The sequence below is a fragment of the Burkholderia sp. MSMB1835 genome (assembly GCF_001526365.1).
Lineage (GTDB): Bacteria > Pseudomonadota > Gammaproteobacteria > Burkholderiales > Burkholderiaceae > Burkholderia.
This window is the reverse complement of the sequence record NZ_LOYP01000003.1, coordinates 32,189-56,765: the sequence shown is the minus strand read 5'-3', so window position 1 is coordinate 56,765 and position 24,577 is coordinate 32,189. Positions and strand designations below refer to the sequence as shown.

Annotated in this window: 23 protein-coding genes and 1 pseudogene; 7 read left to right on the top strand and 17 right to left on the bottom strand. The window is 62.1% G+C overall.

All coding sequences use genetic code 11. From position 1 onward, the window contains the following. Window positions 1–5 precede the first annotated feature (5 nt). Window positions 6–1,028 (top strand): ABC transporter substrate-binding protein, encoded by a 1,023-nt coding sequence (locus WS96_RS01470; RefSeq protein ID WP_059830101.1) that lies wholly within the window; start codon window positions 6–8, stop codon window positions 1,026–1,028. Window positions 1,029–1,075: 47 nt separating this feature from the next. Further along, window positions 1,076–1,285, top strand: a pseudogene (locus WS96_RS34290) (alpha/beta hydrolase); the annotation flags it as partial. A 261-nt stretch (window positions 1,286–1,546) separates the two neighbouring features. Here WS96_RS34290 and WS96_RS01465 read toward each other — a convergent pair. The 10 genes from WS96_RS01465 to WS96_RS01435 all read right to left on the bottom strand — a co-directional run bounded on the left by WS96_RS01465 (window position 1,547) and on the right by WS96_RS01435 (window position 11,051). Further along, a complete protein-coding gene (locus WS96_RS01465; protein ID WP_059830099.1) occupies window positions 1,547–1,948 on the bottom strand; it encodes a hypothetical protein in 402 nt (133 codons plus the stop codon). Window positions 1,949–2,281: 333 nt separating this feature from the next. After that, window positions 2,282–3,238 (bottom strand): class I SAM-dependent methyltransferase, encoded by a 957-nt coding sequence (locus WS96_RS01460; RefSeq protein WP_257127910.1) that lies wholly within the window; start codon window positions 3,236–3,238, stop codon window positions 2,282–2,284. Between the two features lie 1,032 nt (window positions 3,239–4,270). Then, entirely contained in the window at window positions 4,271–5,140 is an 870-nt protein-coding gene (locus WS96_RS01455; protein ID WP_059830095.1) for a S66 peptidase family protein, read from the bottom strand. 765 nt (window positions 5,141–5,905) lie between these two features. Then, window positions 5,906–6,214 (bottom strand): hypothetical protein, encoded by a 309-nt coding sequence (locus tag WS96_RS01450; RefSeq protein ID WP_059830094.1) that lies wholly within the window; start codon window positions 6,212–6,214, stop codon window positions 5,906–5,908. 205 nt (window positions 6,215–6,419) lie between these two features. Further along, window positions 6,420–6,713: a toxin-antitoxin system YwqK family antitoxin gene (locus WS96_RS31625; RefSeq protein WP_082720150.1), complete on the bottom strand. Its 294-nt coding sequence runs from the start codon at window positions 6,711–6,713 to the stop codon at window positions 6,420–6,422. Between the two features lie 401 nt (window positions 6,714–7,114). Further along, on the bottom strand, window positions 7,115–7,465 hold the full coding sequence (locus tag WS96_RS31620) for a hypothetical protein (RefSeq protein WP_082720146.1): 351 nt from the start codon (window positions 7,463–7,465) through the stop codon (window positions 7,115–7,117). Window positions 7,466–7,570: 105 nt separating this feature from the next. Then, complete coding sequence (locus WS96_RS33465) at window positions 7,571–7,933, bottom strand: hypothetical protein (RefSeq protein WP_156443542.1); 363 nt, start codon at window positions 7,931–7,933, stop codon at window positions 7,571–7,573. 166 nt (window positions 7,934–8,099) lie between these two features. Further along, window positions 8,100–8,450 (bottom strand): VOC family protein, encoded by a 351-nt coding sequence (locus WS96_RS01445; RefSeq protein ID WP_059830092.1) that lies wholly within the window; start codon window positions 8,448–8,450, stop codon window positions 8,100–8,102. A 321-nt stretch (window positions 8,451–8,771) separates the two neighbouring features. Beyond that, on the bottom strand, window positions 8,772–9,383 hold the full coding sequence (locus tag WS96_RS01440) for an ATP phosphoribosyltransferase regulatory subunit (protein ID WP_059830090.1): 612 nt from the start codon (window positions 9,381–9,383) through the stop codon (window positions 8,772–8,774). 546 nt (window positions 9,384–9,929) lie between these two features. After that, on the bottom strand, window positions 9,930–11,051 hold the full coding sequence (locus tag WS96_RS01435) for a sensor histidine kinase (RefSeq protein ID WP_059830088.1): 1,122 nt from the start codon (window positions 11,049–11,051) through the stop codon (window positions 9,930–9,932). A gap of 413 nt (window positions 11,052–11,464) precedes the next feature. Here WS96_RS01435 and WS96_RS01430 point away from each other — a divergent pair, with 413 nt between their 5' ends. Beyond that, the gene (locus WS96_RS01430; protein ID WP_059830191.1) at window positions 11,465–12,571 is read left to right on the top strand and encodes an extracellular catalytic domain type 1 short-chain-length polyhydroxyalkanoate depolymerase; all 1,107 of its coding nucleotides are present in this window, start codon (window positions 11,465–11,467) and stop codon (window positions 12,569–12,571) included. A 48-nt stretch (window positions 12,572–12,619) separates the two neighbouring features. Here WS96_RS01430 and WS96_RS01425 read toward each other — a convergent pair whose 3' ends face one another. The 6 genes from WS96_RS01425 to WS96_RS01400 form a co-directional block, all read right to left on the bottom strand. Beyond that, a complete protein-coding gene (locus WS96_RS01425; RefSeq protein ID WP_059830087.1) occupies window positions 12,620–14,389 on the bottom strand; it encodes a histidine kinase in 1,770 nt (589 codons plus the stop codon). An 84-nt stretch (window positions 14,390–14,473) separates the two neighbouring features. After that, window positions 14,474–15,886: an HD domain-containing phosphohydrolase gene (locus WS96_RS01420; protein WP_059830085.1), complete on the bottom strand. Its 1,413-nt coding sequence runs from the start codon at window positions 15,884–15,886 to the stop codon at window positions 14,474–14,476. Between the two features lie 121 nt (window positions 15,887–16,007). Next, the gene (locus tag WS96_RS01415; protein WP_059830084.1) at window positions 16,008–16,457 is read right to left on the bottom strand and encodes a GNAT family N-acetyltransferase; all 450 of its coding nucleotides are present in this window, start codon (window positions 16,455–16,457) and stop codon (window positions 16,008–16,010) included. Between the two features lie 395 nt (window positions 16,458–16,852). Then, on the bottom strand, window positions 16,853–17,257 hold the full coding sequence (locus WS96_RS01410; protein ID WP_034208998.1) for a hypothetical protein: 405 nt from the start codon (window positions 17,255–17,257) through the stop codon (window positions 16,853–16,855). 172 nt (window positions 17,258–17,429) lie between these two features. Continuing rightward, window positions 17,430–18,668 carry a dicarboxylate/amino acid:cation symporter gene (locus WS96_RS01405; protein ID WP_082720145.1) on the bottom strand — a complete coding sequence of 413 codons (1,239 nt, stop codon included), beginning with the start codon at window positions 18,666–18,668 and terminating at the stop codon, window positions 17,430–17,432. Next, a complete protein-coding gene (locus WS96_RS01400) occupies window positions 18,652–19,314 on the bottom strand; it encodes a GntR family transcriptional regulator (RefSeq protein ID WP_059830080.1) in 663 nt (220 codons plus the stop codon). The genes WS96_RS01405 and WS96_RS01400 overlap by 17 nt, the downstream gene beginning before the upstream one ends. Window positions 19,315–19,462: 148 nt before the next feature. Between WS96_RS01400 and WS96_RS01395 the strand changes: the two genes are divergently transcribed. The 3 genes from WS96_RS01395 (at window position 19,463) to WS96_RS01385 (ending at window position 22,095) form a co-directional block, all read left to right on the top strand. Beyond that, window positions 19,463–19,927 carry a GNAT family N-acetyltransferase gene (locus WS96_RS01395; RefSeq protein WP_059830190.1) on the top strand — a complete coding sequence of 155 codons (465 nt, stop codon included), beginning with the start codon at window positions 19,463–19,465 and terminating at the stop codon, window positions 19,925–19,927. A 616-nt stretch (window positions 19,928–20,543) separates the two neighbouring features. Next, window positions 20,544–20,834, top strand: coding sequence for a hypothetical protein (locus tag WS96_RS01390; RefSeq protein ID WP_059830078.1), 291 nt, complete (start codon window positions 20,544–20,546; stop codon window positions 20,832–20,834). A gap of 94 nt (window positions 20,835–20,928) precedes the next feature. Beyond that, window positions 20,929–22,095 carry a porin gene (locus tag WS96_RS01385; RefSeq protein WP_059830188.1) on the top strand — a complete coding sequence of 389 codons (1,167 nt, stop codon included), beginning with the start codon at window positions 20,929–20,931 and terminating at the stop codon, window positions 22,093–22,095. Window positions 22,096–22,270: 175 nt separating this feature from the next. On the opposite strand, the gene gcvA is transcribed toward WS96_RS01385, so the two are convergent. Further along, the gene (gene gcvA / locus WS96_RS01380; RefSeq protein ID WP_059830076.1) at window positions 22,271–23,224 is read right to left on the bottom strand and encodes a transcriptional regulator GcvA; all 954 of its coding nucleotides are present in this window, start codon (window positions 23,222–23,224) and stop codon (window positions 22,271–22,273) included. Window positions 23,225–23,363: 139 nt separating this feature from the next. Between gcvA and WS96_RS01375 the strand changes: the two genes are divergently transcribed. Then, window positions 23,364–24,575, top strand: a complete 1,212-nt coding sequence (locus WS96_RS01375) for an MFS transporter (protein WP_059830186.1) — start codon at window positions 23,364–23,366, stop codon at window positions 24,573–24,575. Window positions 24,576–24,577 lie beyond the last annotated feature (2 nt).

Genomic DNA, 24,577 nt, shown 5'->3' with positions numbered 1-24,577 from the left:
CAACGATGACCCGTCCCGCCCCGGCGTTCCGCCGCCTGCCGTCCTTCTGTTTCATCCGCCACGCATTGGGCGCGGCCGCCGCGGCGGCCGCGCTATGGGCGGCGCCTGCCGCGCAGGCGGCCGCGCCGCTGAAGATCGGCTACAGCGACTGGCCCGGCTGGGTCGCATTCCAGGTCGCGCTCGACAAGGGCTGGTTCAAGGAAGCCGGCGTCGACGTCGATTTCGAATGGTTCGATTATTCGGCGTCGCTCGACGCGTTCTCCGCAGGCAAGCTCGACGCGGTCGCGGCGACCAACGGCGATGCGCTCGTGACGGGCGCATCCGGCGCGAAGAACGTGATGATCCTGCTGACCGACTATTCGGCCGGCAACGACATGATCGTCGCGAAGCCGCCGCTGCGCACCGTCGAGGCGCTGAAGGGCAAGAAGGTCGGCGTCGAGCTCGGCCTGGTCGACCACCTGTTGCTCGAAACCGCGCTGCGCAAGCACGGGCTCAAGGACAGCGACGTCACGCTCGTGAATGCGAAAACCAACGAACTGCCGCAGGTGCTCGGTTCGTCGGCAGACATCGCGGCGGTGGCCGCATGGCAGCCGAACGCCGGCGAGGCGTTGAAGCGCGCGCCGGGTTCGCGCGCGATCTTCACGTCGGCGGATGCGCCGGGGTTGATCTACGATGCGATCACCGTCGCGCCGGCGAGTCTCGCCGCGCGCCGGGCCGATTGGGCGAAGGTGGTCAAGGTCTGGTATCGCTGCGTCGCGTACATCAACGATCCGAAGACGCAGGCCGACGCAGTCAAGATCATGTCGGCACGCGTCGGGCTCGCACCGGCACAATACCTTCCGCTGCTGCAGGGCACGCACCTGCTCGACGAGGCGGCCGCGAAGCGTGTGTTCCGCAAGGGCGACGGGCTCGATTCGATCTACGGCTCGACGCGCAATGCGAATGCGTTCAATGTGCGTAATGCCGTTTACAAGCAGTCGCAGGACGTCGATGCGTATATCGATCCGCGGTTCACGGACGCACGTTGACGGTAACACGCTCGCCTGCGCGGGTACGCGCCGCGCAGGGGGACAACTCCGGTGCACCCGCGTGGAAGAACAAGCCGTCGTGGTATCAGATTTCGAGCGAGGACCGGATGATCGCGCCTGCGAACCAGGAGCGCATGTCGGGTCGGCTGGGTGCACGTAAAGTCATCACGCTTGCGGCCAGTCATGCGTCGTTGGCATCGAAAGCGGTGGAGGTGGCCGATCTAATCGACGAAGCAGCAAGCGCTACGGCCGCATAAGCGCATCATCGCGACATAAAGGCATAGCCGACATCTGGCGCATCACATTGACGTGAACAGATGTCGGCGGCGAGCCGCTTGGATTTCCTGCACAGTGCTGAGCGTGAATGTTCGCTCTTTGAAGATGCAATTGTGAGTGCCTCTTCCTGGCCGAAGTCGAGCGCATCGCCGAGTGCCAGAACGCTTCGAATGTGGATGCTGCGTCATGCGTCAACCGACCGCCAAGTCAACAGAACGAGTGCCATCTACACTGACGCGTATTCAACGACGCTCCGTAATCGGACCCTCAGCGTCAACTGTCCCAACGGCGCCGATGGCGCCGCCAACGGAAATCGGTCCACGTGCTTCCAGATCCCCGTGCACGGTCAGCGGGCCATGCACGGTGAGTGGACCGTGAAACGTATTTTCTCCCTGACGTCTGCGTATGGCATGACCGTCGGGAGGAATCCGTTCAATCGAGGCCGCGGTGACCGGGCCGCTGGCGGAGATGTCGCCGGCCACCGTCAGCGAGCCGTCGACAGTAACCGGCCCGAGGACGACGAGCGATCCGTCGACGCTGAGCGGCCCCGTGACAACCGGCTCGGCATGCCCCGACGTGACGAAGACAGAGCACGCCAGCAGAACCGCGCCCGCCATCGCGCTCCCTGCCCGCCTCGATGCCATGCTCTTTCCTGGGGCCAGATTGAAGCATTTCACATGTCCTCCTGCCCGGTGTCTACTTACGCGAGCGCCAGCGGTCCACTGACTCGCGACGGGCGGCTGCCGCTGAAGCACGCCCGGGCGCTATTGATCCAGTCTAGTCACGGAGTTGGCGAGCACAAGCGGCATCGGCGCGATAGCGCGACGCGCGCGATCTGCGACTGAACGTCTGCAGTGCACCGGGAAGCGACCGGTCGAGCGTTTGCCGGCGCACGCCGACGAATGACGGATATGGCCGAGCGAGCATCTACAGGCGACTGGCTCGGTGCTACCCTGAGCCGTCCTTCAAGCTCGCCTCTAGGCAGCAGTGGCCTGAACAAGACGCAGGCCCCATCCAGTTTGCAACGTGCCGTCTTCGCTTTGCATGCGCTCGAACGCCGAGAACAGTTCACTTTTGAACTGCGCGCGCGCCGCTTCCGACATTCGGTCGGCATCGTAGGTATCCAGCATGTCCAACCACAGCTGCTCGGGTGTAGGCGTCCAGTCGATTTCGATGTCTTCAAAAGCCACATCAACAAAATTGGACTTGAGTAGTTCTTGCCAGCCCGCTTCACTGCGTGTGCGCGCGTCACCGAGTCGCAACTCCGTGAGCTGAGCCGTCGCGATTGGCTTGAAGATGTCCAAAAAGACTTCGCCGACCTCGCCAGTCAAAAAACTCCGCCCGACGATAGCGGAAAAGCTGCCGCCGTTACGCAATACCCGGCGAATCTCTCGAACAACTTGTTCGATATCGTCCATCAACATGAGAGCCATGTGCGACAGCACGTAGTCTACCGAGCCGCTATCGAGCGACGTTTCTTGTGCACGCTCGTTGAGCAATCGTATTTCGTGCGGCAATATTTCTCGAGCCGCGCTTAACTCGCCATCGCTCATATCTATGCCAATCAGCTTCGTTGCTGAATGTCCCCTGTCGTTCAGAATTTGAAGCAATGGCCCATCACCACATGCCAGATCGAGCACAGTCCGCGACATCGCTTCATTCGGTACACGATCCGCCAGTGCGTGATAGGAAGAGGGGTATGCTGCCTGCGCAGATCGTGCAGGTCGATTACCATAAGCTCGACGCGTTGCTCCTGCCCGGCGGCGGTGAAAATCTTTCAAATATATTTCTGCATACGAGGTCATTCTTGCGCCATTTGATTGTTCGCTAGTTGGGAGTACTCGTGACTCTGGAGCCTGAACTCCAGGCGGATTGTCGACGAACCAGACCACGATGTCGAACGTCTCAGAATGGCCGACTGTCGACGTAGACATTCGGTTGTCGCCAGCGCAGGGCGGGGCTTCCCCGCCTCCTCCCCAAAAACTCGGCCGATCGCGGATCTAGCGACTATCCAGCTTCTCTAGTCCTCGTGAATCGTACGTGTAGCGCAAACGGGCGATGCCGTAGCCTCTGCGGAAAACGTCGGTTCTCGGAAATTTCTCGCAGTATTTCGTCTATCTCGTCGTCAACGGCCAGGCCTTGCTCCAACCAACCGATCGAGAGGTCACACCAATATGGAGTTGCCCATCGTAGTCCAGCGACAGCGACGTCGCGCGCAGAATCGATGTTCGAAGCGAACGCCGACAAGGGATGTTCAAGTGGCTTGACTATTGAGGGTGAATTCATCTCGGATTTTGTTCAACTTGGCGGGGGGGACGTCGCATGCAAGGTAAGTCTGATCGATTGTCGTCAATATAGGTGCCCACGTCGGCCGACCGCTTCCATCGCCTACCAACTTCGGCCACTCAGATGTCCGCTCGGCAGAGGCATCAGTCTAGCAACGAGCCTGCCCTCCCGTCGCACTGAACATACCTCATTGACCTCCAAGGCTTTTTGCAGCTTCACCCGGTGCTCGTTCATGTCAAAGGCATCGCCCGCCTGTTCTGTATGGGCACGTAACGTCAGCGAGTCGAGCATGAGGAGTTCGTCAACAGATGGCAGCATGTCGGGAGATCCGTGCGATAAAGGGACATTCCAGGAGCGCCCTTCGAATCAAATTTGTCGCCAATTCATGTCGGTTCGTCGAATGCCTGCTTCTGGCCGAACGCGGCCGGCCGCCGCCCTGTGACGCACGACCGGCGCCGATCGCTCCACTTCGGCCCTCCGCCCCGGCGGAAACTCAACGGCGATTCCGAAGTGTACGGCGGCCGTTCGCTCGATTAGGTTGATCGGTGGCTGTTCGGCGACCCTGTCGAGAACTTGTGGCACGCGGTTATCGAATCGCTGGCAGAAAACTCGGGCTCTCAGATTGGCCTGCAGACCGCTCGCAAACATCGGTTATGCATTGCGACAGAACCGATTCGACGCTACGCGACGAACCGGATCGCGCTGTTCTCGATGGCAGCCTGGTTGCCGTATTGCCAAGTGATGTTGCGGTGTTCATGTCCGATCGGCAGACCCGAGTAGATCGGCAAGCCGAAGCCGCCCAGCACGTCGACAAGCATCTGCTCGAGCGTGAAATCCGCGCCGTCCGGGATCGAGCAGCGCGTGAATTGCCCGAGCACGAACGCGCGGGCCCCGTCGAACGCGCCGCTCAGACGCAGTTGCGTCAGGCTGCGGTCGAGCCGGTAGCCGAACTCCGTCACGTCTTCCAGCAGTACGATCGCGTCGCGTGAGCGAAGCGACCAGCGTGTACCCGCGACGCTCGCGAGCACCGTCACGTTGCCGCCGCACAGACGTCCCCGCACCGCACCACGGGCGCCGGACAAATGCCGCAGGCTCAGCGGTGAGCGTTTGCCACCGGTCAGCACGGCGCGCATGTCGGCACGCGTCGCGTCGTCGACCTTGGTCGCCAGGCTGTGGAATGTCGGACCATGCAACAAGCGCACGCCGGGCCGGTCGGCGAGCGCGCAGAAAAGCGACGTCGCGTCGGAAAAACCGATGATCGTCTTCGGCGTCGCAATCTCGTCGGGCAGGTGCTCGAGCAGATGCGCGCAGCCGAATCCTCCCCGCGCGAGCCAGACGATGTCGATCGACGGGTCCATCAGCATGCGCCGCAGATCGTCCGCGCGCTCCTCGGCGGTACCGGCGAAATAGCGGTACCGGCTACCGAGATGCGCGCCCGTCGTGACCTTGAAGCCCCAGCTCTCGACCAGCGCGATGCCACGCTCGATGGCTTGCGGATCGGGCACACCCGCGGGCGCGACTACGCCCACTGTCTTGCGTCTTGATTCCATTGAACGGATACCGTAAGGATAAAGAACCCGCTGACTATACCCGACACCGCCCGCGCGCCGCGCACCCCTGCAAGGCGGCATCGAACGCGTTGGGAGGCCCGTCTCCGGCGTCCGCGAATGGGTTTCGCTGCCAGCGCCCCTTTAGAATTTCCGTCGATGCGAAATCGCCGACCGAACGATTGAATGGCCGTTTGCACAGTGCAACTGCCATGGGGGCGGTCGCTCAACGCATCGGCCGAAGGTCCGTTGCTGGCCGACGTTGGACATTTCGATATGGATTGTGGCGCGGCGTAGTCGGCGTTGATCAAAAGTATGCTGGGTCGAAGAATTCGGGACCGGCTTCATCAGGCGGGGAACCCAGTCGATCACGAAAGCATTGGCCGTGGCAAAACCAAACCTGCGATTTTCGAGGTCCCTCAGCAGTTGTAACGCAGACCTCGCACGGATCAGTTTCGGTCTTCTCTATCGACTGCCCGCAAAAGCAGCATGGTCCCCAAACGATAGCCATAAGCGCTGAGAATCTCCGTAAATTAGCATCGACGCTCCCAACGGAGAGTCGCAACCAAGTCAACGACAGGTCGATCGTCAACGATCGAGGCAACCCCGTCGACTGTCCGTTCATGGCCAGCTGCAGCCAGACGCGTTCGGCTATAGCCCCGAAGCGGTCGGTCGGTCCTGCACGAAGCGGTCATTTAGTTCATCGGCGCAGGTAACGCATGTGAGACTTCTGATCTACGCTGGCGCGTCGTGCGCTAAAAAATCTCACTATCGCAAATGGCTTCCGTTAGGATTGACTGCTTCATCGTCTTTCCTGGAAGGATAGTATTTCTTCTTCTGCTCAAGCCCATAGAAGAGCGTGCCGTGAATACCGCTCGCCTCCTTCTTTTTCACCGGACGAGTCCATATCTCGGCGAAAGCAGCATTCAACGACGCCTCATCCAATCGGCCATAAACCTCGTCGATGAATGCAATGTCAGTCTCGTTCGGAAATATCAAGTCAAACTGCTCGTCTGTTGCTGCAAAAATGTCATAAACACAATTTTCTGCGCCGTCAATGATCTGAACATTTTTCATTGCTGAAGCTCGCCTCCAAGCTGCATCTGGCCCATCAGATGCAGCACGATTATGCGCGATCACGATAGGGCATGGACTTGAGCGACCGTCTCTGGCCGGCAGCAGCCGCTTGACCGGATGTCCGCGCCCACCGCAAGGGCCATCAGGGGCCGTTAGTAGCCACTCCTTCCCCGTTTTCGAGAGCAACCAATGTTGCGATCGCCCGTCACTTTATCTCGCGTCGCCCTTCAGCATCCCAATACGTCCAGTTCTCTGCTTCGGTTCCGTGATCGTAGTCCCCAAGGGCGGCTAGTTGTCCGTTTGGATGGAAATCCTTCCAGACTCCGTGCTCAACGCCGTGTTCGTACGTTCCTTCAGACGCGAGAGTGCCATCCTCTCTGTATTCGACGAAGAGGCCGTGCCGAATCCATCGCCGCCCATCAGCGGCTAGGTATCTGCTATAGCGGTATCTAAGTGCACCGCTTGGATACAAAACTTCCGCGATGTTCAATTCCGCCATTGCGCCCTCCGCTTTGCGCCTCTTCGTCAGCCAGCACATTATTCAAGACTGCGCCGTAATCGCGACATCATTATGTTGCCCATGTGAGACGAGCATTGCGAGAGCGACTTTGCCAGCTCCTGTTCATAAGGAATGCCAAGACTCTCGACCCCGTGAACAATGCTCCAAAGCACTCCCGCCCCATCACTATCGGGGAATCGTTCAAAAAGACCGAATAGAACACTCAACGATTTTTCCGACACCCCGACGCTCCAGAGATCTTCCAAAAGACGCTCGAGCGGTAACCAGTCCCCGCCAGCCGGACTAAATTGGGCGATTTGAGAAAGAACCTCTTGCTCTGACCGAAACGGGCGAGGCTGACTGTCGACGCACATGATAGGTGGTAGATATCCCGCAAGCGGTCACTCAAAGTTCAATGCGATCTCTGCGGTGGCCTTGTACCAGCATAGGAAATTTTCGAACTCGCCGACGCATTCCCACCCTGGCGACGCGAAATCATGAACGATCTGCACTCGTTCGCCCTTGCCCGCCTCCCAACAGGCTATGTCGTCGCTACTCGTATCCCGGAAGAAAGGAACCAACTGCCGATCCGGATATCGCGTAGCCAGCCCTTCGAGCCGAACGTGGAGCCATTTTCCCTCCAGTAGCTGCCACGGATCCAAATTGAGGATATTCAGTTCAACAGCCCGGACAAAGTGGCGCGGATAAGCAAACCATGATGGTCGCTCGGTTTCATTAAGTAAATCGGGCATCACGGATTCGCTCGCAGTAGTCGTTGGGAAAAACGTCGGTCGCTGTGGTGATTGTTGCCGATACAAGACGCGAGGGCTACCGACCGCTCCTGGCCGCCAATTGCCTTACGATCTTTCTGCGACACCCGTCGCATCGACGGTGATGCAGAAATGTAGTCGATCCGTTGTTTCTGGATGCATTTTCGTCCAGTCCAATGCGGCAGCGCAGATTGTCCGACGACAGAAGTCGGCCGCATCGCGCACCGAAAGACCTTCTAGACTCGTTGTTCCCTGCGGTGCATTGCCGTGACCGACCCGCCCATCCGCAGACCGAATCCATCCTTCCCAACCGAGGATGGGAATCTGGTTGATCGCACACCAATCGACTGCGGCAATAGCCGCGTCGAATGGAAGGACGATCTCCCTATGTGAAATTGAGTGCCGCGCGATCTCGGGCGGCAACATTTTCAACATTTGCGACTGCGGCATGTGACATATCCGACAAGGTCCGAAACGCAGGATTGTCAGCAGTCTTGCGTCGAATGTCGAGCGACTTCTTCCGGCGGAAGCGACATTCGTCGTGGCTCCTGCACCGGCCCCTCGTCGCCGCCAAGCGGTCGTTCGCAGGACATGCGATGAACTGCACAGCCATTGGTTAGTTACGGCACATGCAAAGCTCGAACTCGTGTCCGTCTGGGCTGCTCAATACGATGCTTTTCATGGACTCGATCTTCAATCCGTCCATCACGACGGAGGCCCCGTTTTCTGTTGCCCGGTTCACGAATTCGTGAAGTGCATTTTCTTCGAACTCGAAGACAGGGACGGAGCTGCTACCTTTTATCTCATCGCCAAAATCGTTTAACAAAAGGCCCAGTCTGTTTGTGCCGATCATGAATTCAGTCCACTTGCCGGACCGCTTAAGCGGTTCATATCCGAGAAGTCGCTCCCAGAAAGAAGTGGACGTTTCCATATCACTCACCTTCAAATACACGGTCCGAAGTTTCATGACGTATCCCCGAAATGGATGCCAACTGAATGTATCAGACGTCAAAAAAAATTGGCCCACAGCAGCGTCGGCCAGACTCATGCAGTGAGTGAAGCTCGAGCGTCATGCAACAGGCATGACCGTCCATAAGCTGACGTACGATTGTTATGTCGGAACGTCGGTTTGTGGCCAGCTGCAGCCAGACGCGTTCCGCTGTAGCCCCACAAGGGACAGTCGAGATTGCGGAAAGCGGACGTTCGTGCCATCGCTTGACTCCGTGTAGCCGGCGATATGGAGCTTGCGACTGTTCCTAGCCGCAAGCCGCGTCGGCATTGGACTTCGCTACACAAGCCCTTGAGCGGTCATCGCCAACAATAGTCGTTCAGCGCCGATGCCGAAACCGGCTCCCTCCTGATATGCACCGCCACCAACCACTTGCTGTTGTGCTCCGAGTTCGGTACAGCGCATTTCGAAGCCCCGACCATTCAGATAGTAGCTGAGGCCTCTGCGGGCCGAATCGTCGATTTCATAGCGAAGGCCGAGTGAATCGAAAAAGCCGATCGCTACTTCCTGGCTGCGTTTGACTGCGGCTTCCGGGTTGGGGCAGAGATACTCGAATCCCAGTTGGGAGAATTCGCGGTAGCGACCGGCTTGAGGTCGTTCATAGCGGTAGCATCGAGCGATATAAAACAACATCCGCTCCCGTCGTCGGCCCAGCAGCTCGCTGCATCGCTCCTGGAACAGGGCCGTGGCCTCAGGAATCAGGCAGCAAGCGCGTCCCTTCTTATCGGGAAAGGCCCACATCTGGCCGATGATCTCGCTACCCCCGGCTTTTTGAATGAATGTATCTTGCGACCACAACGCCGGGACAATCGCCTCCTCCGCTCCAACCTTAATGAAGATAGCTCCGGAATTGAGTTTCCAGAGCGCGAATTTGTGCGGCTTCCTTGCCAACGATGAAGCGTGTTCCGCGAATCATGCTCATGAGAGTCCTCCTCGAGGTAAAAAATAAAAAAGGCGCCGTAGGCGCCTTGGTCGTTTGTACAGGATGGGAGAACTGCAATCCCGGAAATCCTGCTATGGACGTAACGAATCACGGCGCATCGAGTGACGACCGTGATGATGATGGGATGGGTTCGGGACGTTACGGAGTTCCATGCCGGCCATATTGGCACATTAATTTTGATTTGTGAACCGATCCACGAATCGACCTTTTCACTCGTTGCTCCCGCGACATTGTCATCAATCCAGTCGCCGTAGTCGAAGGGCAGTTCCTGGCAGGACAACAGCCTATCGCCATCCCCGATCGCAAGCCAGCTGACAAACCTCGAACGATCGCATGCGGGCCACTGCGAACTCATCGGCTAAAGCAACTTTTCGCGATCACTCGAGCCCACCAGCAGCAAACTGCCGCACCCTCCGCCCCAAGCGATGCAGCACCACCCTCCCACGAGCCTCCGAGCGGACCCGCCCGAAACCAATACATCCCCGGCCCCCGCCTCACACGCCTCTCGGCAACCGCACCGCGAACACGGTTTCCGTCCGATCGGACCGCGCATCGATCCGGCCGCGATGCGCCTTGGCAATTTCGTTGGCGATGAACAAGCCGAGTCCCAGGCCGGCATCGTCGCCTGTCCTGTCCGAACCATCCGCTCCGCGCTGGAGCGGATCGAAGATGCGGTCCAGCGTGAGCCGATCGATGGCCGGGCCGTTATTGCCGACCTCGATGAGCACTTCCGCGCCGCCCGCCTCGGCCATCACCCGCACCGGTGTCCCGGTCGCGCCGTACTTGACGGCATTGCTCACCAGATTACTCAACAGTTGCTGCATTCGCTGATCGTCCCATTCACCTCGAAGATCGCCGCTCATATCGAGCGTAATTTCGCGATCGGGATGACCTGCCCGCAACTCGTCCACCACGTTGACGAGCACGTGCGCGAGATCGATCTTGCGGGGGACGACGTTGATGCCCAGTCCGAGCTGGGTTCGATTGAAATCGCAGAGATCGTCGAGAAGACCGTGCATGCGTGCACCGCTTCTGATCAGGCGCGCGGCTGCCTCCGATACCTCCTCACCTGCATTGAGCGCGGCGAGATACGACGCCGTGACCTGGATCGTCTGCAGCGGCGTGCGCATGTCGTGGCCCAGCATGCCGAGGAGCAAGTTGCGAGCCTGCTCGACCTCTTCGGTAAAAAAGGCGACGGATTCCGCCAGCGCCTGATCGATCGCCTCGTTGAAGCGAATCATGTCGTCCAGATGGGGCATGCTCGGCCGACACTCGTCGATCCACAGGCGCAGCACGCTTGCGCGCAGCGCCCGATACTCGGCTGCCAGCTGGTTGATGTTGAAGCCCCGCCGGGCACGCAGGGTGGCATGAGTCTCGGCGGCCGTCTCTCCGGCATTCACCGGCTCGGGCGCGTGCCCCAGCGATTTCTGGCGTTGCGCTTCCCTCGTTTGCGGCGTCGCGATGTCCTTGGCGACGGCGGTCAGAATCTCTCGCGCGTGATCGCGGAGCCCGATCGAATTCATGTTCCTCGCGGCCGGTAACAGGGTAGCGGCGAACGCTTCCCACTGCACCAGGATCGGTTCCATGTTCCGTACGATGAAATCAGCAAGCCGCATGGCGCTCCTCACAACGGAATGAACGATGGACACTTCGGTCGAACCGCACGATATTACGTGAATATCGGTGTCAGCCGGCGATTCGATCGCCGTGGTCGTTTCCGCCCGCGCGTGCGGAGAGCGTCGAAGCAGCTTCGATCGACCGCGCGCCCGCCGGCCACTGTCGAGCGCCGGTACTCGGCACCTTTGGACGATATGCTACTGAATGGGGATCGCGACAGGGCCGAAGCGACCTTCGATTCGCACGCACGTCACGCCGGGCGGCTAGCATGGCCGAGACAGTCGGTGCGGCGCCGTTCGATTGCCGCGGCACCGGCAGTACGAACCTTGCGCCGCGCTCGCTCTACCTTCATCCCGACGCCGGATTCGGCCGCATTTTCCTGCCACGGCCGGCCGCCGGCACGAAACTGCACATGCCCAGGAAAAAATCCAGCCTCTGGTTGCGGCCTCTCGACCTGTTTGCCATCGCGACCGGCGCGCGCCCGAAGAAGCCGGTCGGCAGGTCGCGGCCGGCCGTCAAGAAGGCGACCAAAAAGGCCGCCCCGCGGACCGCCAAGCCCGCCGCCACCGTCCGTACCGCCAGACGGACCGGCGCCGCGCGCGCCCCGTCGGCCCGGCCGCCCGGCACCTGGCTCCGCTCGTTTCATTCCGTCGGCCCGAGCGCCGGCCGGCTCGTGAACCATCTTGCGTACGCGCTGTATCTCCCCGTCGCCCCGGCGGCAACCGCGGGCATGCCGGCCATCGTCATGCTGCACGGCTGCAAGCAGACTGCCGAATCGTTCGCAGCGGGCACGCGCATGTGCCGTCTCGCGGAGCGCTCCGGGTTCGCCGTGCTGTTTCCCGAGCAGGCCAAGACGGCCCATGCGCATCGCTGCTGGCACTGGCATGGCGACGCGACCCAGTCCGAAGCCGCAGCCGTCGCGTCGCTGGTCGACGCCATCGTGCGGCGCCACGGCTTCGACCGCGACCGGATCTACGTGGCCGGCATGTCCGCGGGCGCCGGGCTCGCCGCGGCGCTGGCGATACGGCATCCCGACCGCTTCGCGGCGGTCGGCCTGCACTCGGGCCCGGCCATCGCGCCGCCGTCGTCGACGATGGCCGCGATGAGCCTGATGCGTCGCGGCATCCGCGACGATCCGATCCAAGTGCTCGACGCGTGCGTCGACGTCGCGTCCTATCCCGGCATGCCGGCGCTCGTCGTGCACGGCGCGCTCGACACGGTCGTGACCGACCGCAATGCGACGCAGCTCGGCATCGCGTTCGCGCGACTGAACCGGCTCGTCGACGAACACGGCGCGATCCGCGTCGGCGAGCAACGCCGCTACGCGCAGGACGAGGCGGACTACATCGATTATCTGAAGCGTGGCCGGCTGGTCGTCAGGGTGTGTGTCGTTCGCGGGCTGCGGCATGCATGGAGCGGCGGAGATCCGGACGAGCCGTTCCATTCCGCCACGGGGCCGGACGCGACCGCGATGTTCTGGCATTTCTTTCGCCGTCAGCGCCGCAAGCGATCGGCATGACACACGGCGCCCGCGACCGCGGCCGCTCGCCGTCATGTCGTCGTGTCGTCACGCCCGTTGCTCCAGCGCGACCGCGTTCGCGCGGTCGGCCGCACGTCGAACCGGCAACCGTATCCGGAAGGTCGTGCCGCGCCCCGGTTCGCTGGTCACGTCGATGGTGCCGCGATGACGCTCGACGATGCCGTGCGATACCGACAGTCCAAGCCCCGTGCCCTGCCCGACCGGCTTCGTGGTGAAGAACGGATCGAAGATCCGCCGCGCGACGTCGGGCGTCATGCCGGCGCCGGTATCGCTGATCGCGATCGACACGTGATCGCCGTCGCTCGACGTGCGGATCGTGATCACGCCGCGCTCCGGAATCGCCTGCGCCGCGTTGACCAGCAGGTTCATGAAAACCTGATTCAGCTGCGACGGCAGGCATTCGACATGCGGGACATCGCCGTAATCGCGCACGATGTCGGCCTTGTACTTCAGTTCGTTGTGGACGACGTTGAGCGTGCTCTCGAGGCCTGCATGGAGATCGACCACGCTCCATTCGTCGCTGGCCGGGCGCGAGAAATCGCGCAGGTCCTGCACGATGCGCCGCACGCGTAGCGCGCCGTCGATCGATTCGTCGATCAACATCGCGATCTCGTCCCGGACATAGTCGAGATCCGCCGCGCGGCGCACGGCCGTCAACGCGTCGCGGGTGGCGGGGTCGAGCTGCGGCAGCACGGCTTCATGTGCGGCGATCACGTCGAGCAGGCTGCGCACCCACGTCTTCAACGTATTGAGGTTCGCGCTGACGAAGCCGATCGGATTGTTGATCTCGTGCGCTACGCCGGCCGCGAGCTGGCCGATCGACGCGAGCTTTTCCGACTGCAGCAACTGGTCGTGCGTTTCCTCGAGCGCATGCAGCAAACGCCGCTGTTCGTCCTTCTCCTGTTCGAGCAGCGCGTGCGCGGCCTTGCGTTCGTCGATCTCGGCCGCCATGTTCTCGCGCGTGCGTTGCAGCATCCGTGTCGTTTGCTCATAGCTATGCAGCGCGCGTTCGAGTTCACTGGTTCTCAACCGCACGAGCCGTTCGAGCGTGTCGGTCATCCCGCGCAGGAAAGTTGTGCGCGCATCGAAACGGCACACCAGCAGCGTGACGACCAACGTCGCCATCGTAAACAACGCGACCGTCGTCGCAAGCCACGGCGCGTCGCCCCCGTTCGCGGCGCCGCACCGCGCATCCGGCGCGAAATGCGCGGCCGCCATCGCCGTGTAGTGCATGCCGGTAATCGCGATGCCCATGACGACGGCCGCGCCGATGCGTTGCGCGGTCGCGTGGCGCGCCTGCTGCATGCGCAACGCCTGCGCGATCCACAGTGCGGCCGTCGACGCGATCACCGCGATGCCGATCGACGCGGCGAACAGCGCGGCATCGTAGCGAATGCCGGGCTGCATGTGCATCGCGGCCATCCCCGTGTAATGCATGCCGGCGATCCCGCCGCCCATCAGCACGCCGCCCGCGCACAGCCGCCACCAGGCGAGCCGTGCGCGCGTGACGACGTTCAGCGCGAAATACGATACGAGCACCGCGATCGCCAGCGACGCGCCGGTTTCCTGCCATGCATAGCCGAGCGGCACCGGCAACGAGAACGCGAGCATGCCGACGAAATGCATCGACCAGATTCCGGTGCCCATCGCCGCCGCGCCGCCGCCCAGCCATGCGCGCTTGAGCTTCGGATCGTCGAGCAGCGAGATGAACGCGGCGAGGTCGAGCGTCGTATAGGACGCAAGCGTCGCGATCGCAAGCGACAGCAGGACGAGCGGAACGTTGTAGATGCCATGCATGATCGGACGCCCCGAACGGGTTGAATGCATCGCCGCGGCGCGGGCGGTCGCGCGCCCCGCGGCGATCGGGCCGGCGTTTCGACGTCAGGCCGGCGGCGCGCCTGCGTGGGGTGCGTGCGGCTGCCCGGCCGGACGGGCCAGCACGAGAATGTCGAACGGCGTGCCCTCGCGCGTCTCGAAGCGGCGCACGAGCTCGATCTGGTGCGCGGACATCACGCTGCCTTTGGTCATCAACAACACGCCGCGATGCGTGCGCAGATCGTCGGCGAGCTGCATCCCCTCGCGCAGTTGAGCCGACCGGATTTCCGCGACGGACGCCGCGATGCCGAGACTCGCCGGATCCCGCATCAACTCGATGAAGCGCGCGACCAGTTGCGGGTCGTAACGCACGCTCGCCTGCGAGCGCAACACGTCGATCGCCTGTTCGATCGAATGCGGCGCACCGATTTCGCCGTTGCGCAGCCCTTCGAAATCGCGCGCGATCGCGACGATCCGCGAGCCGACCGGGATCGCGTCGCCGACCAGGCCGTCCGGTGTGCCACGGCCGTTGAAGCGCTCGTACTGGTGCAACACGATCGACGCGACCTTGTGCAGCTGCGCGACCGGCGTGAGCACCATCTGCGCACGCAACGGATGCTCCTGAAACATGCGGTGCTCGTCCGTCGTCATCCGCGCGAGCGGCTTGTGCAGCAATTCGTCCGGCAGCGACAGCTTGCCGATGCCGTGCAACAGCCCTGCGAAATAGACGTCCTGCGCGTGCAGCTCGCTCATCCCGGCCGCCAGCGCGAGCCGTCGCGCGATTTCGCCGACCCGCATCGCATGCCCGCTCGCGGCCCCGCAGCGCAGCTCGATCATGCTCGCGCACACCTGGACCATCGCCGTGAAACTGCTTTTCAGGTCGCTTTGCGCCGCCTCGAGAAACATCACCGTCTGGCCAAGCTCTTCGGTGCGCGCGCGCACCTGCGTTTCGAGGTCCGTATTGAAACGGCGCAGCGCTTCGTTCTGCGCCTCCGTCAGCGCCGCCAGCCGGGCCGCTTCGCGACGCAGACGGCGCTGCTCCAGCGCCTGCTCGATGGTCAACAGCAGGTCGTGATCGTCCCACGGCTTGTTCAGATAGCGATACACGCCGCCTTCGTTGACGGCCTGCATGACCGACGCGATCTCCGCATAGCCGGTCAGCAAAATGCGCATTGTGTCCGGGTACAGCCCGCGCGCGCGCGCCAGGAATTCCGCGCCGCTCATGTGCGGCATCCGCATGTCGGACACGATCAGGTCGATTTCGGTCGACGCCAGGATCTCGAGCGCGGCCTCGCCGCTGTCGGCGGTCACGATGTCGTAGCCGGTGGGCCGAAACACACGCCTGAGCGCCGACAGCACGTTCGGTTCGTCGTCGACCAGCAGGATCGACGGGGCACGGTCTGCGTCGCCGGATGCCGCCGCGCGGTCGGACGTTTCGAGCGGCACGGCATTCGCGTCGTTTGTTGCAGATGTCGTCATAATCGGCCTCGGATCAATGATTTACGCCCTCTCTGCAACATCGGCCGGCTCCGCATTTTCCACATTGGTGGAAACGCTAATGTGCGCGTGTCGGTTTCAACCGGCCTGCATCGCACGCACGCTATGTCGTCGACGCGCCGGGTTCGCGCCGGTAGTAGATGTCCCACTCCGCTTCGTCGGTTCGCACGAAGCCGTGCCGTTCGTAGAAGCGGTTCGCGTCGCTGCCGCGCAATGCGCCGACGCGAACGGGCATCCGGTGTGCGTCGGCTTCGGCAAGAAGCTCGCGCAACACGGCGGCGCCGATGCCCTTCCCCTGATGCGCGGGCACGATGTACAGGTGGTCGAGCAACCAGTGATCCGCCATCGGGCGGAGCGTGTAGAAGCCCGCACGCGAATGGTCGACTTCGATGAAACGGCAGAGCGCCGGGTCGAACGACACAAGAAACCGGTCGCGCGCACGCTGCGGATCGAAACGGCCGATGCGTTCGAGGCTGTCGCGCATCGCGGCGATGCGGATCGCGACGAGGGTTTCGGCGTCGGCGTGCGTGACGGGGACGAAGGTTGGGGTCATGGTAATCAGGCTGGGGGAAGGCATGGGAAGGCGAGCGCCCGGCTTGGCGGTGCGGCGCCACCCGGGCATCGAGGACGATGCGATCTCCTCCGGGCAGCTCGATGCGTCGCGCTCGCGTGCCGACTCGCGGCGTCTTCGCTCGAAGGAGATCTCAGCGCCGCGCGCCCTCCTGATCGGAGGGCGCGCAGCAAGCGAACCGATTCAATCGGCTCAATGAATAAAAAGCGCTGACCGATGAACTGGCCAGCAAATCGGTCCTGGCGATCCGAGGTTGAGTGTGCCAGGACCGCATGCATCAGACGACGTACGCGTGCAGACAGATGGACATGTCGAACGATCGGTCACGCCGATCGTGGCGTTCCGGCTCGAGCCCGCGCACAAACTGTGATCGCAGTTCAGGCCGGGCTAACCGAAGCGATCATGTCTGCACCGACGTCCGTCAACCTGAACGCATCGACTGCCTTCGGCACGTCCCATGTTGCGATCATCGCGTCGGTCGGCAGATAGTCGGGATCGGCCGACGCGACCCCGGCCCACACGCCCTGAGACACCCGTCTGCCATGGAGATAAAAGTGCAGCTCCCGGCCGGCGCGCTCGCACGTACACTTGATTCTCTCCACCGATCGGCCCAATCCTCGAATCCGTGCGACCTGGTTGCGATCCAGCTCGAACGTGGCGCTCATCACCCCGTCGCAATCGACAATGCCGATCATGTTGCTGTCATCGGTGAATGTCCACGACGGATGCGGCGTGCCTAAACGCAGCATGAAAAAATCTGCGGATTCCGAACCAACCATCATGTTTCTCCTGCAATGATACGTTGCTCTACCCACTACCACTCGATCGATACGCTCGTTCATCCAACCCGGTCCTCGCCGCGCCCGGATGCCCGAGCGGCCGCACGCCGGCGCCTCGCACCGGGCGCGCGCAACGCCGAAACGCGCGGCCCCCGGCGGTTTCGACGCACCTACGCTACGCGCTTGCCTGACGCGTCACGGTCTCCGCGGCCATACTGTCCGAACCGGAAAGCCTCACCGCAACAGCCGCTGCCGCCGTGCTTCCGTAGACGTTGAGGGCGGTTCTCCCCATGTCGAAAAAGGCGTCGACGCCCAACAGCAGCAGCACCGCATCGGCCGGCAAGCCGATCGACGTGAGGACGATGGTGATGGCCACGATCGCCCCGGACGGCACATTGGCCGCTCCGTCGATGGTGACGATCGTCAGGATCAGAATCGTGATCACCAGCGGCCAGGACCAGGCAAGGTGATAGGCGTCGGCCAGGTAGCCGACCGCGAGGGCCGTATAGAGCACCGCGCCGTCGCGATTGAAAATATAGGCCAGAGGCAAGATCGTGGACGCCACGCCGTACGGCACGCCCAGTTCCACCAGCTTCTTCAGGTGCAGCGGATAGGTGATTTCGGACGAACGCGTCGTGAAACCGAGGATCAGCGGTTCCCTCACCTTCCTGAGCACGACAAGCGGCGACTGACCGGCGACGCGAATGACGATGGTGAGCACCACCGCCAGCACCGCCATGCCGAGATAGGCCACGCCCAGCAGCTCGACGAGCGAATGCGCGCCCGCGAAGCCCTTGGCCGACAACAACTGCGCGATCGCGGCGAAGATCGCGAGCGGCGACCATGCGATCACCCACTGGATCATCTTGAACAGCCCCGACAGCAGCGCCTCGAAAACGGCGATCGCGGGCTCGGCACGCTCCGGGGCAGCCGACAATGCCGCGCCGAAAATGACGCCGAACACGAGCACCGGGAGAGAATTCCCTGCGGAAAGCGCGGCGACGATGTTGGCGGGGATCAAATCGACGAGAAATTTCGTCCAGTCGATGCTGGACGCGAGCGCCGCGGGCATCGATCCAGAGTGCGTCATGCTCGCCCCGAGACCCGGTCGAAACACGAAGTTGAGCAGCAGCCCGAACGATGCGGCCAGGCCCGTCATGCAGACGAAGAAGCCGATGCTGAACAGTGCGACCTTGCCAAGCCGCTCGCGAAGCCTGCCCGCACGAAAGACCCCGACCGTGACCGACAGGAAGATCAACGGCATGACGACCATCTTGATCGCGTGGCCGAACATCGTGCTCAGAAAACCCAGCTTCGCGGCAAAGCCCGGCGCAAACACGCCGCAGGCGGCGCCCAGCACGAGGCCGCCAAGCATTTGCATCGGAAGAGAAAGCCCTTTATTTTTCGTGTTCATGCCGCGCCTTTAGCAGTTTTATCCGTGCCGGCGTACCGTCAACGATGTGATTCCACATATGCTGACGCGCAAGCTCGCCGTCGTTCGCTTCGATTGCGTGAAAGATGTGCAAGTGCTCGATCGTGCCGCGCCGGACGGTTTCGGCGTCGCCGCGCGGGAGTTCGTTCAGGGCCAAGGTCTGAGCCCGCAATAGACCATACGCCGATGAGATTCGCACGTTCCGTGCGGCAGCAAACAACTCTTGATGAAACACCCAACCGATACGCTGTTCGAGCATGATGTCCGAAACGTCCTGGTCGACCAGCTTCCGCATTTTTTCCGCCGCCTCGCGAAGGCCTGCCGTGACGCCCGATCTCGCTGCAAGAAACGCTGCGGTACTCTCCAGGGCCAGCCGCATTTCAAAAATTTCGCGCAGATCGCTGGTCGTCGGCGACGCGACATAAGTGCCGCTCTTTTCGATCACGACGACCAGCCCTTCGGATTCGAGCAAATGCAATGCGCTGCGCACCGGCATTTGGCCGAAACCCAGTTCGTCCGACAGGCCTCGGTGGGATACTTTCTGCCCAGGCGCAAGACGGCCGTCGAAGATCCTCGATCGAATCTCGTCGTAGGCCAGTTCTGCATCTGTCGAGACTTTCGACGTCATCTGTGATCGCAGTTAGCGTATGATTCAAAAAAGAAACTGATAGGAAATTACCCTTACTGGGCGTGCCCGGCAACTGCTAATTTTGCGAGTGGGTATGCCGAAAGAGAATTGGAAGAAAATCTGCGTCACGAAGAGAGCCGATAATTATATGACTTCACAAGATGTGCGCTTTACCATCTGTGCCGTCCGTGCAGAAGAAACCTATCCCCTGAGGGCCGCAGTCTTGATGGCCGGAGATGAAGAGGGCAGCGCGCTGGACGGAGATAACGCCCCAGCGACCCTGCATTTTGCCGTTCGTGACAACGACGATATCGTTGCCGTGGCATCGGTGTGTAAAGAAGCGCAATCCGGCGTTTCGAACGCTGACGCGTGGCGCCTGCGCGGCATGGCCGTCCATCCGTCGGTACGCGGCCTGGGATTCGGACGCCTGCTCGTCAATCTGTCCATTCGCCACGTTCGCGAACAGCGCGGCACCCTGCTCTGGTGTACCGCGCGCGAATCGGCATACCCGTTCTACGAAATGCTCGGCTTTGAACGCGATCCGATACCGATTTCAATGCATGGCCGCGACGACATGAAATTCTATCTAATGCAACGCGAAATCGCGGGCTGATTTCGTCTGCGATCGAAGTTCGATCGCCGCCACCGGCGATCGATACCGGGCGCTGGCTGCTGGCCCGGAAATACCGGTTCGCCCAGCGTTCTCATTAGCCCGTTCGCCCGCGCGAAGATCGAGTTCGCGTGCGACGACGGCTGTCGCAACGCCCACCCCCTTCAGCGCACAGCCGCACGGTAGCGTCATTCGCTCGTCTCGCGAGTTTCCGGCCAATACGGACAGGTACTCGACGATCGCCTTTTCCGCTTCGATTATTGCAATCCGGGAGAAAATGGAACGGTTACCAAGGACTAACCTTGGCGACCGATTTTCGGCGGCGGCTCTCCGCTGGTCGAACGACCGAATTTGACTGATATTGTGCAGTCGCCACCACGCACTGCCGACCGGTACTTTCCTTTCCTAGGTCGTTGCTCTTCGTAGCAGCTCTTGCAGCCCGCTATCGCCCCTCACCCGCATTCGCTTGCCGTCGCCGACATCATCAGCGTGATGGCGCGCACCTCGATAACACTTCATTCTCGGCCGACCCTTATAAGGGAAACTCCGTAAGGCGCCAGGTCATCAAACGAGATTAACTTATATCAAACAAATTTTGACGGGAATTTATGTTCCTGATATGGTTTTTCCACTTGCAAAGCGCGACCACGTCTCATTGACGCTCCGCGAAACGATTGGCGCACGTCGCCAGTGGCTGAACCGGACGCTCGGTCCGTCCGCAAGGATCGCCGATATTTCCAGCTCGTCTTTCGTCGCAGGTGGAGCAACCTCCGGTTTCGCCGCCGCCGGCCTGGCGCGCAAGTATGGCGCGAGCATGGCGTTCGACGGTCGAGCAGTTCTGCGGTTCTCCACGCATATTTTTAAGGATCACGAAATGATCGAACTCGATATGCCGCTTTGGCGAACATGACGCCGGCCGTCACGACCGAGACGACGCGCAAGCCGTGAATACGACAAAAGCCGTTTCAATCCATCCCGAAACCACCCCTGACCGTGAAATGCAGATGAAAAACAAGAAAATCAACATCAGCGTCATCGCCGTTGCCGCCTTCGCAGCATCTTCGGCAGCCATGGCCCAGTCGTCGATCACGCTGTATGGCATGCTCGATGCCGGTATCGGCTATACGTCGAACATCAATGGCCACAGCCGGTTCGGTCTCGACGGCGGCGCCTCGGGTTCGAACAAGTGGGGCCTCAGGGGGCAAGAGGACCTTGGGGGCGGCCTCCAGGCGGTATTCAAGATCGAGAATGGTTTCAACATCGCCACAGGCGGCATAGGCGGCCAAGGGCCCATCGGTTCCACGCGTTCGCTGTTCAACCGCCAGGCCTACGTGGGTCTCGCATCCGATCAGTATGGCGCGCTGCGCATGGGGCGCCAGCTCGATGCCGTGACGGAAATGGTTCAGGTCCTGACGGGCGACGCCATTTCCGCGTCGACGTTCTCGACGCCGGGCGACGTCGACAACAACGACAACACGACGAACCAGAACAATGCGGTGAAGTACATCTCGCCGATCATCCACGGCTTCCAGGCTGAAGGTGCGTACTCGTTCGGCGGCGTTGCCGGTTCAATGGGCTCGGGTCAATCGTGGTCGGCGGCCGCGACCTACGCTCAAGGTGGCCTGACGGTCGCCGGCGGCTACTTTCACGCGGCCAACCAGGGCGAGAACGGTTGGTTGAACGCAACCGCTCAACCGAGTTTCGGTGGCGCGCTCGGCTATCCGAGTTCGGGCTACAACGGCGGCAATGCGTTCAAGAGCGCGGGCATCGCACAAATCGCCGCCCAATACCAGGTCGGTCCGTACACGGCGGGCTTGCGCTATTCGAACGCTCAGTACCAGGGCAACGACGGCCAGCCGTCGATCCACTTCAACGTGCTGGGTGCGCTCCTGCAGTACCGGGTCACGCCGGCGCTGTCGCTGGCGACGGGTTACACGTATGTATACGGTTCCGCGGCCACGCCCACGCAAGCGGCCGAAGGTCGCACGATGGCCTCGATCAACCAGGTGTCGCTGGGTGCGACGTACTCGCTGTCGAAGAGTACCGCGCTGTACGCGATGGGCGCCTACGTCCATGCCAAGGGCGCGCAGGCTTCGGCTGCCGACTTTGGCAACACCTCGTCGGGCGGCAACCAGGTTCAGGTCAACATCGGCATGTTCCACGGCTTCTGATCGCCGATCCGCCAGTCCGGGGTAGTGGCCGCACTACTCCGGCGAAGCACGCTTTCATTGGGGAAATCGACGTTCGGTTTCCTGCCCGTGATCAGGAAACCTAAGAACCCATGAGACTTCGTTTGCTCGCGGCGCCGCATCACCGCCCGCTCTGATCCGCAAGCCTAGGGCCTGTTCACGCTAACAACGGGCTTGCGCTGGCCCCCTCCTGATTCGCCATGCCTTCCATCCATGCGTCGAACGCGGACACGGCCGCATCGTCGGCGCGATCGGCGTTCGTCACCAGCATGTAGTCGTCGGCGCGCCATACAGGCGATGCGATGGGACACACGAGGCGCCCCTCGGCAAGATCGCGCGCGATCAGCGGCAGCGACGCCAGCGCCACGCCGAGCCCTTCGACGGCCGCGCCAAGCTGAAGATTCACGTGATCGAATTCGACATGGCGCGCGGCTCGCAGATCGGAAGCCCCCGCTTCCTTCAACCAGTGCGACCAGGCGGAGCGCGTCGTGGCCGAATGCAGCAGCGTGTGATGGCGCAGGTCGGTCGCGCTCTGGATGGGATGCTGGCGCAACAACGCGGGATTGCAGGCCGGTATGCGCAGGTCGGGCATCAACGGGCGCGACACGACGCCCGCGCCGTGCTCCGGCCCGGAGCGGACACCGATATCGAAAGCGTCCGCGACATAGCGCAGCTTGCGCGATGTCGTCGACACCCTGACGTCGATGTCGGGATACCGCGAATGGAAATCGGCGAGCCGCGGCAACAGCCAGCAAAGCGCAAAGCTCATCGGCACATTCACCCGCACTACGCCCGATATCCGGTGCGCGAACGGGTTGTGGCGCAGCCGCACCACCGCGGTGCCCAGGCGCTCGAACGCGTGACTGACGTCGTTCAGCAACGCGGCCCCTTCGTCGGTCAGCACGACGCCACGCGGGCGCCGATCGAACAACGGCAGGCCGAACCAGTCCTCCAGCAACCTGATCTGTTTTCCGACGGCCCAATGGGTAACGTGCAGTTCCACCGCGGCACCCGCGAAGCTGCCGTGCCGGGCAACCGCGTCGAAAGCGCGCAGCGCATTGAGCGGGGGCAACTCGTCCCGGTGCTTCGCGGCGCCTCGGTTTTCGTTCATGACGTGACTTTTTCTCTCTGTCGACGGGATTTTAGCTCAATTGAAACGGCCGGCATCCCGGTCATAGAATTTACCCGTCGCGCTTGAAAAACAGACCACGAGCGGCCTTTCATCCACCGCTCGTCCGGAGAGAATGACGATGCGCTTGCCGGTTTTTTCCCCTCCCGTCGTACGGGAGACGTCACCATCGCGGCCGCGCGTGCTGTGGCTATCCTGCATTGCCCATGCCATGCACGACGGCTATACGGACATGATTTACGCGTTGCTACCCGTGTGGCAGTCGGAATTCGGGCTCGACTTTGCGGCGCTGGCTATCCTGCGCGGCGTCTATGCCGGCACGATGGCGACGCTGCAGTTGTCCGCCGGGCGTCTCGCACAACGTCTGGGCAGCCGCGCGACGCTCGCAGTCGGTACGCTGCTCGCCGCGCTCGGCTATGCGATCGCGGGCCTGTCGGGCGGCCTGCTCGGCCTCGGCGTCGCACTGGCGATTTCGGGCGGCGGCTCCAGCACGCAGCATCCGATCGCATCGGGCGCCGTCTCCCGCATCTACGGGCGCAACGCGAGAGGCCCACTGAGCATCTACAACTTTTCCGGCGATCTGGGGAAATCGGCACTGCCGGCCGTCATTTCGCTGCTCGTCACGATGATGTCGTGGCGTCACGCGCTCTGGATCGTCGCCGGACTGGGCTGCGTCGTGGCCGCCGTCATCGCGCTCTGGTTTCCCGCCGTGCCGCGCGGCGCCGCAACGGCGCCGGCAAAAGAGCCCGCGTCTGCGCGACGCGGCGGCACGGGAAGAAGCGGATTCGCCGCGCTGTTTTCCATCGGCGTGCTCGATACGGCCGTACGCATGGGACTGCTTACCTTTCTGCCTTTCCTGCTCCAGGCAAAGGGCGTCTCGCCTCACCTGCTGGGAACGGCCCTTGCACTCGTTTTCATCGGAGGGGCGGCCGGCAAATTCATGTGCGGCTGGCTCGGTGCGCGCATGGGTATGGTGAGGACGGTGCTGCTCACGGAGGGCGGTACGGCTGTGTGCATCGTCGCGACGATGTATCTTCCGTTGACGCTGACCATGGTGCTGCTGCCGATCCTGGGCATGATGCTCAACGGCACGTCGTCGGTGCTGTACGGAACCGTCCCCGAAATGTCTGCGCCCGAGCGCACCGAGCGCGCATTCGCGATTTTCTATACTGGGACGATCGCGTCGGGCGCGATATCTCCGGTTCTCTACGGTTTCCTGGGCGACAGGATCGGCGTGCACGGCGCCACCTATGCGACCGCGTTGACCGCGCTGGCGATTTTCCCGCTCGCCCTCGCACTGCGCCCCTATCTGGCAGATCACTCGACAGGATGAAC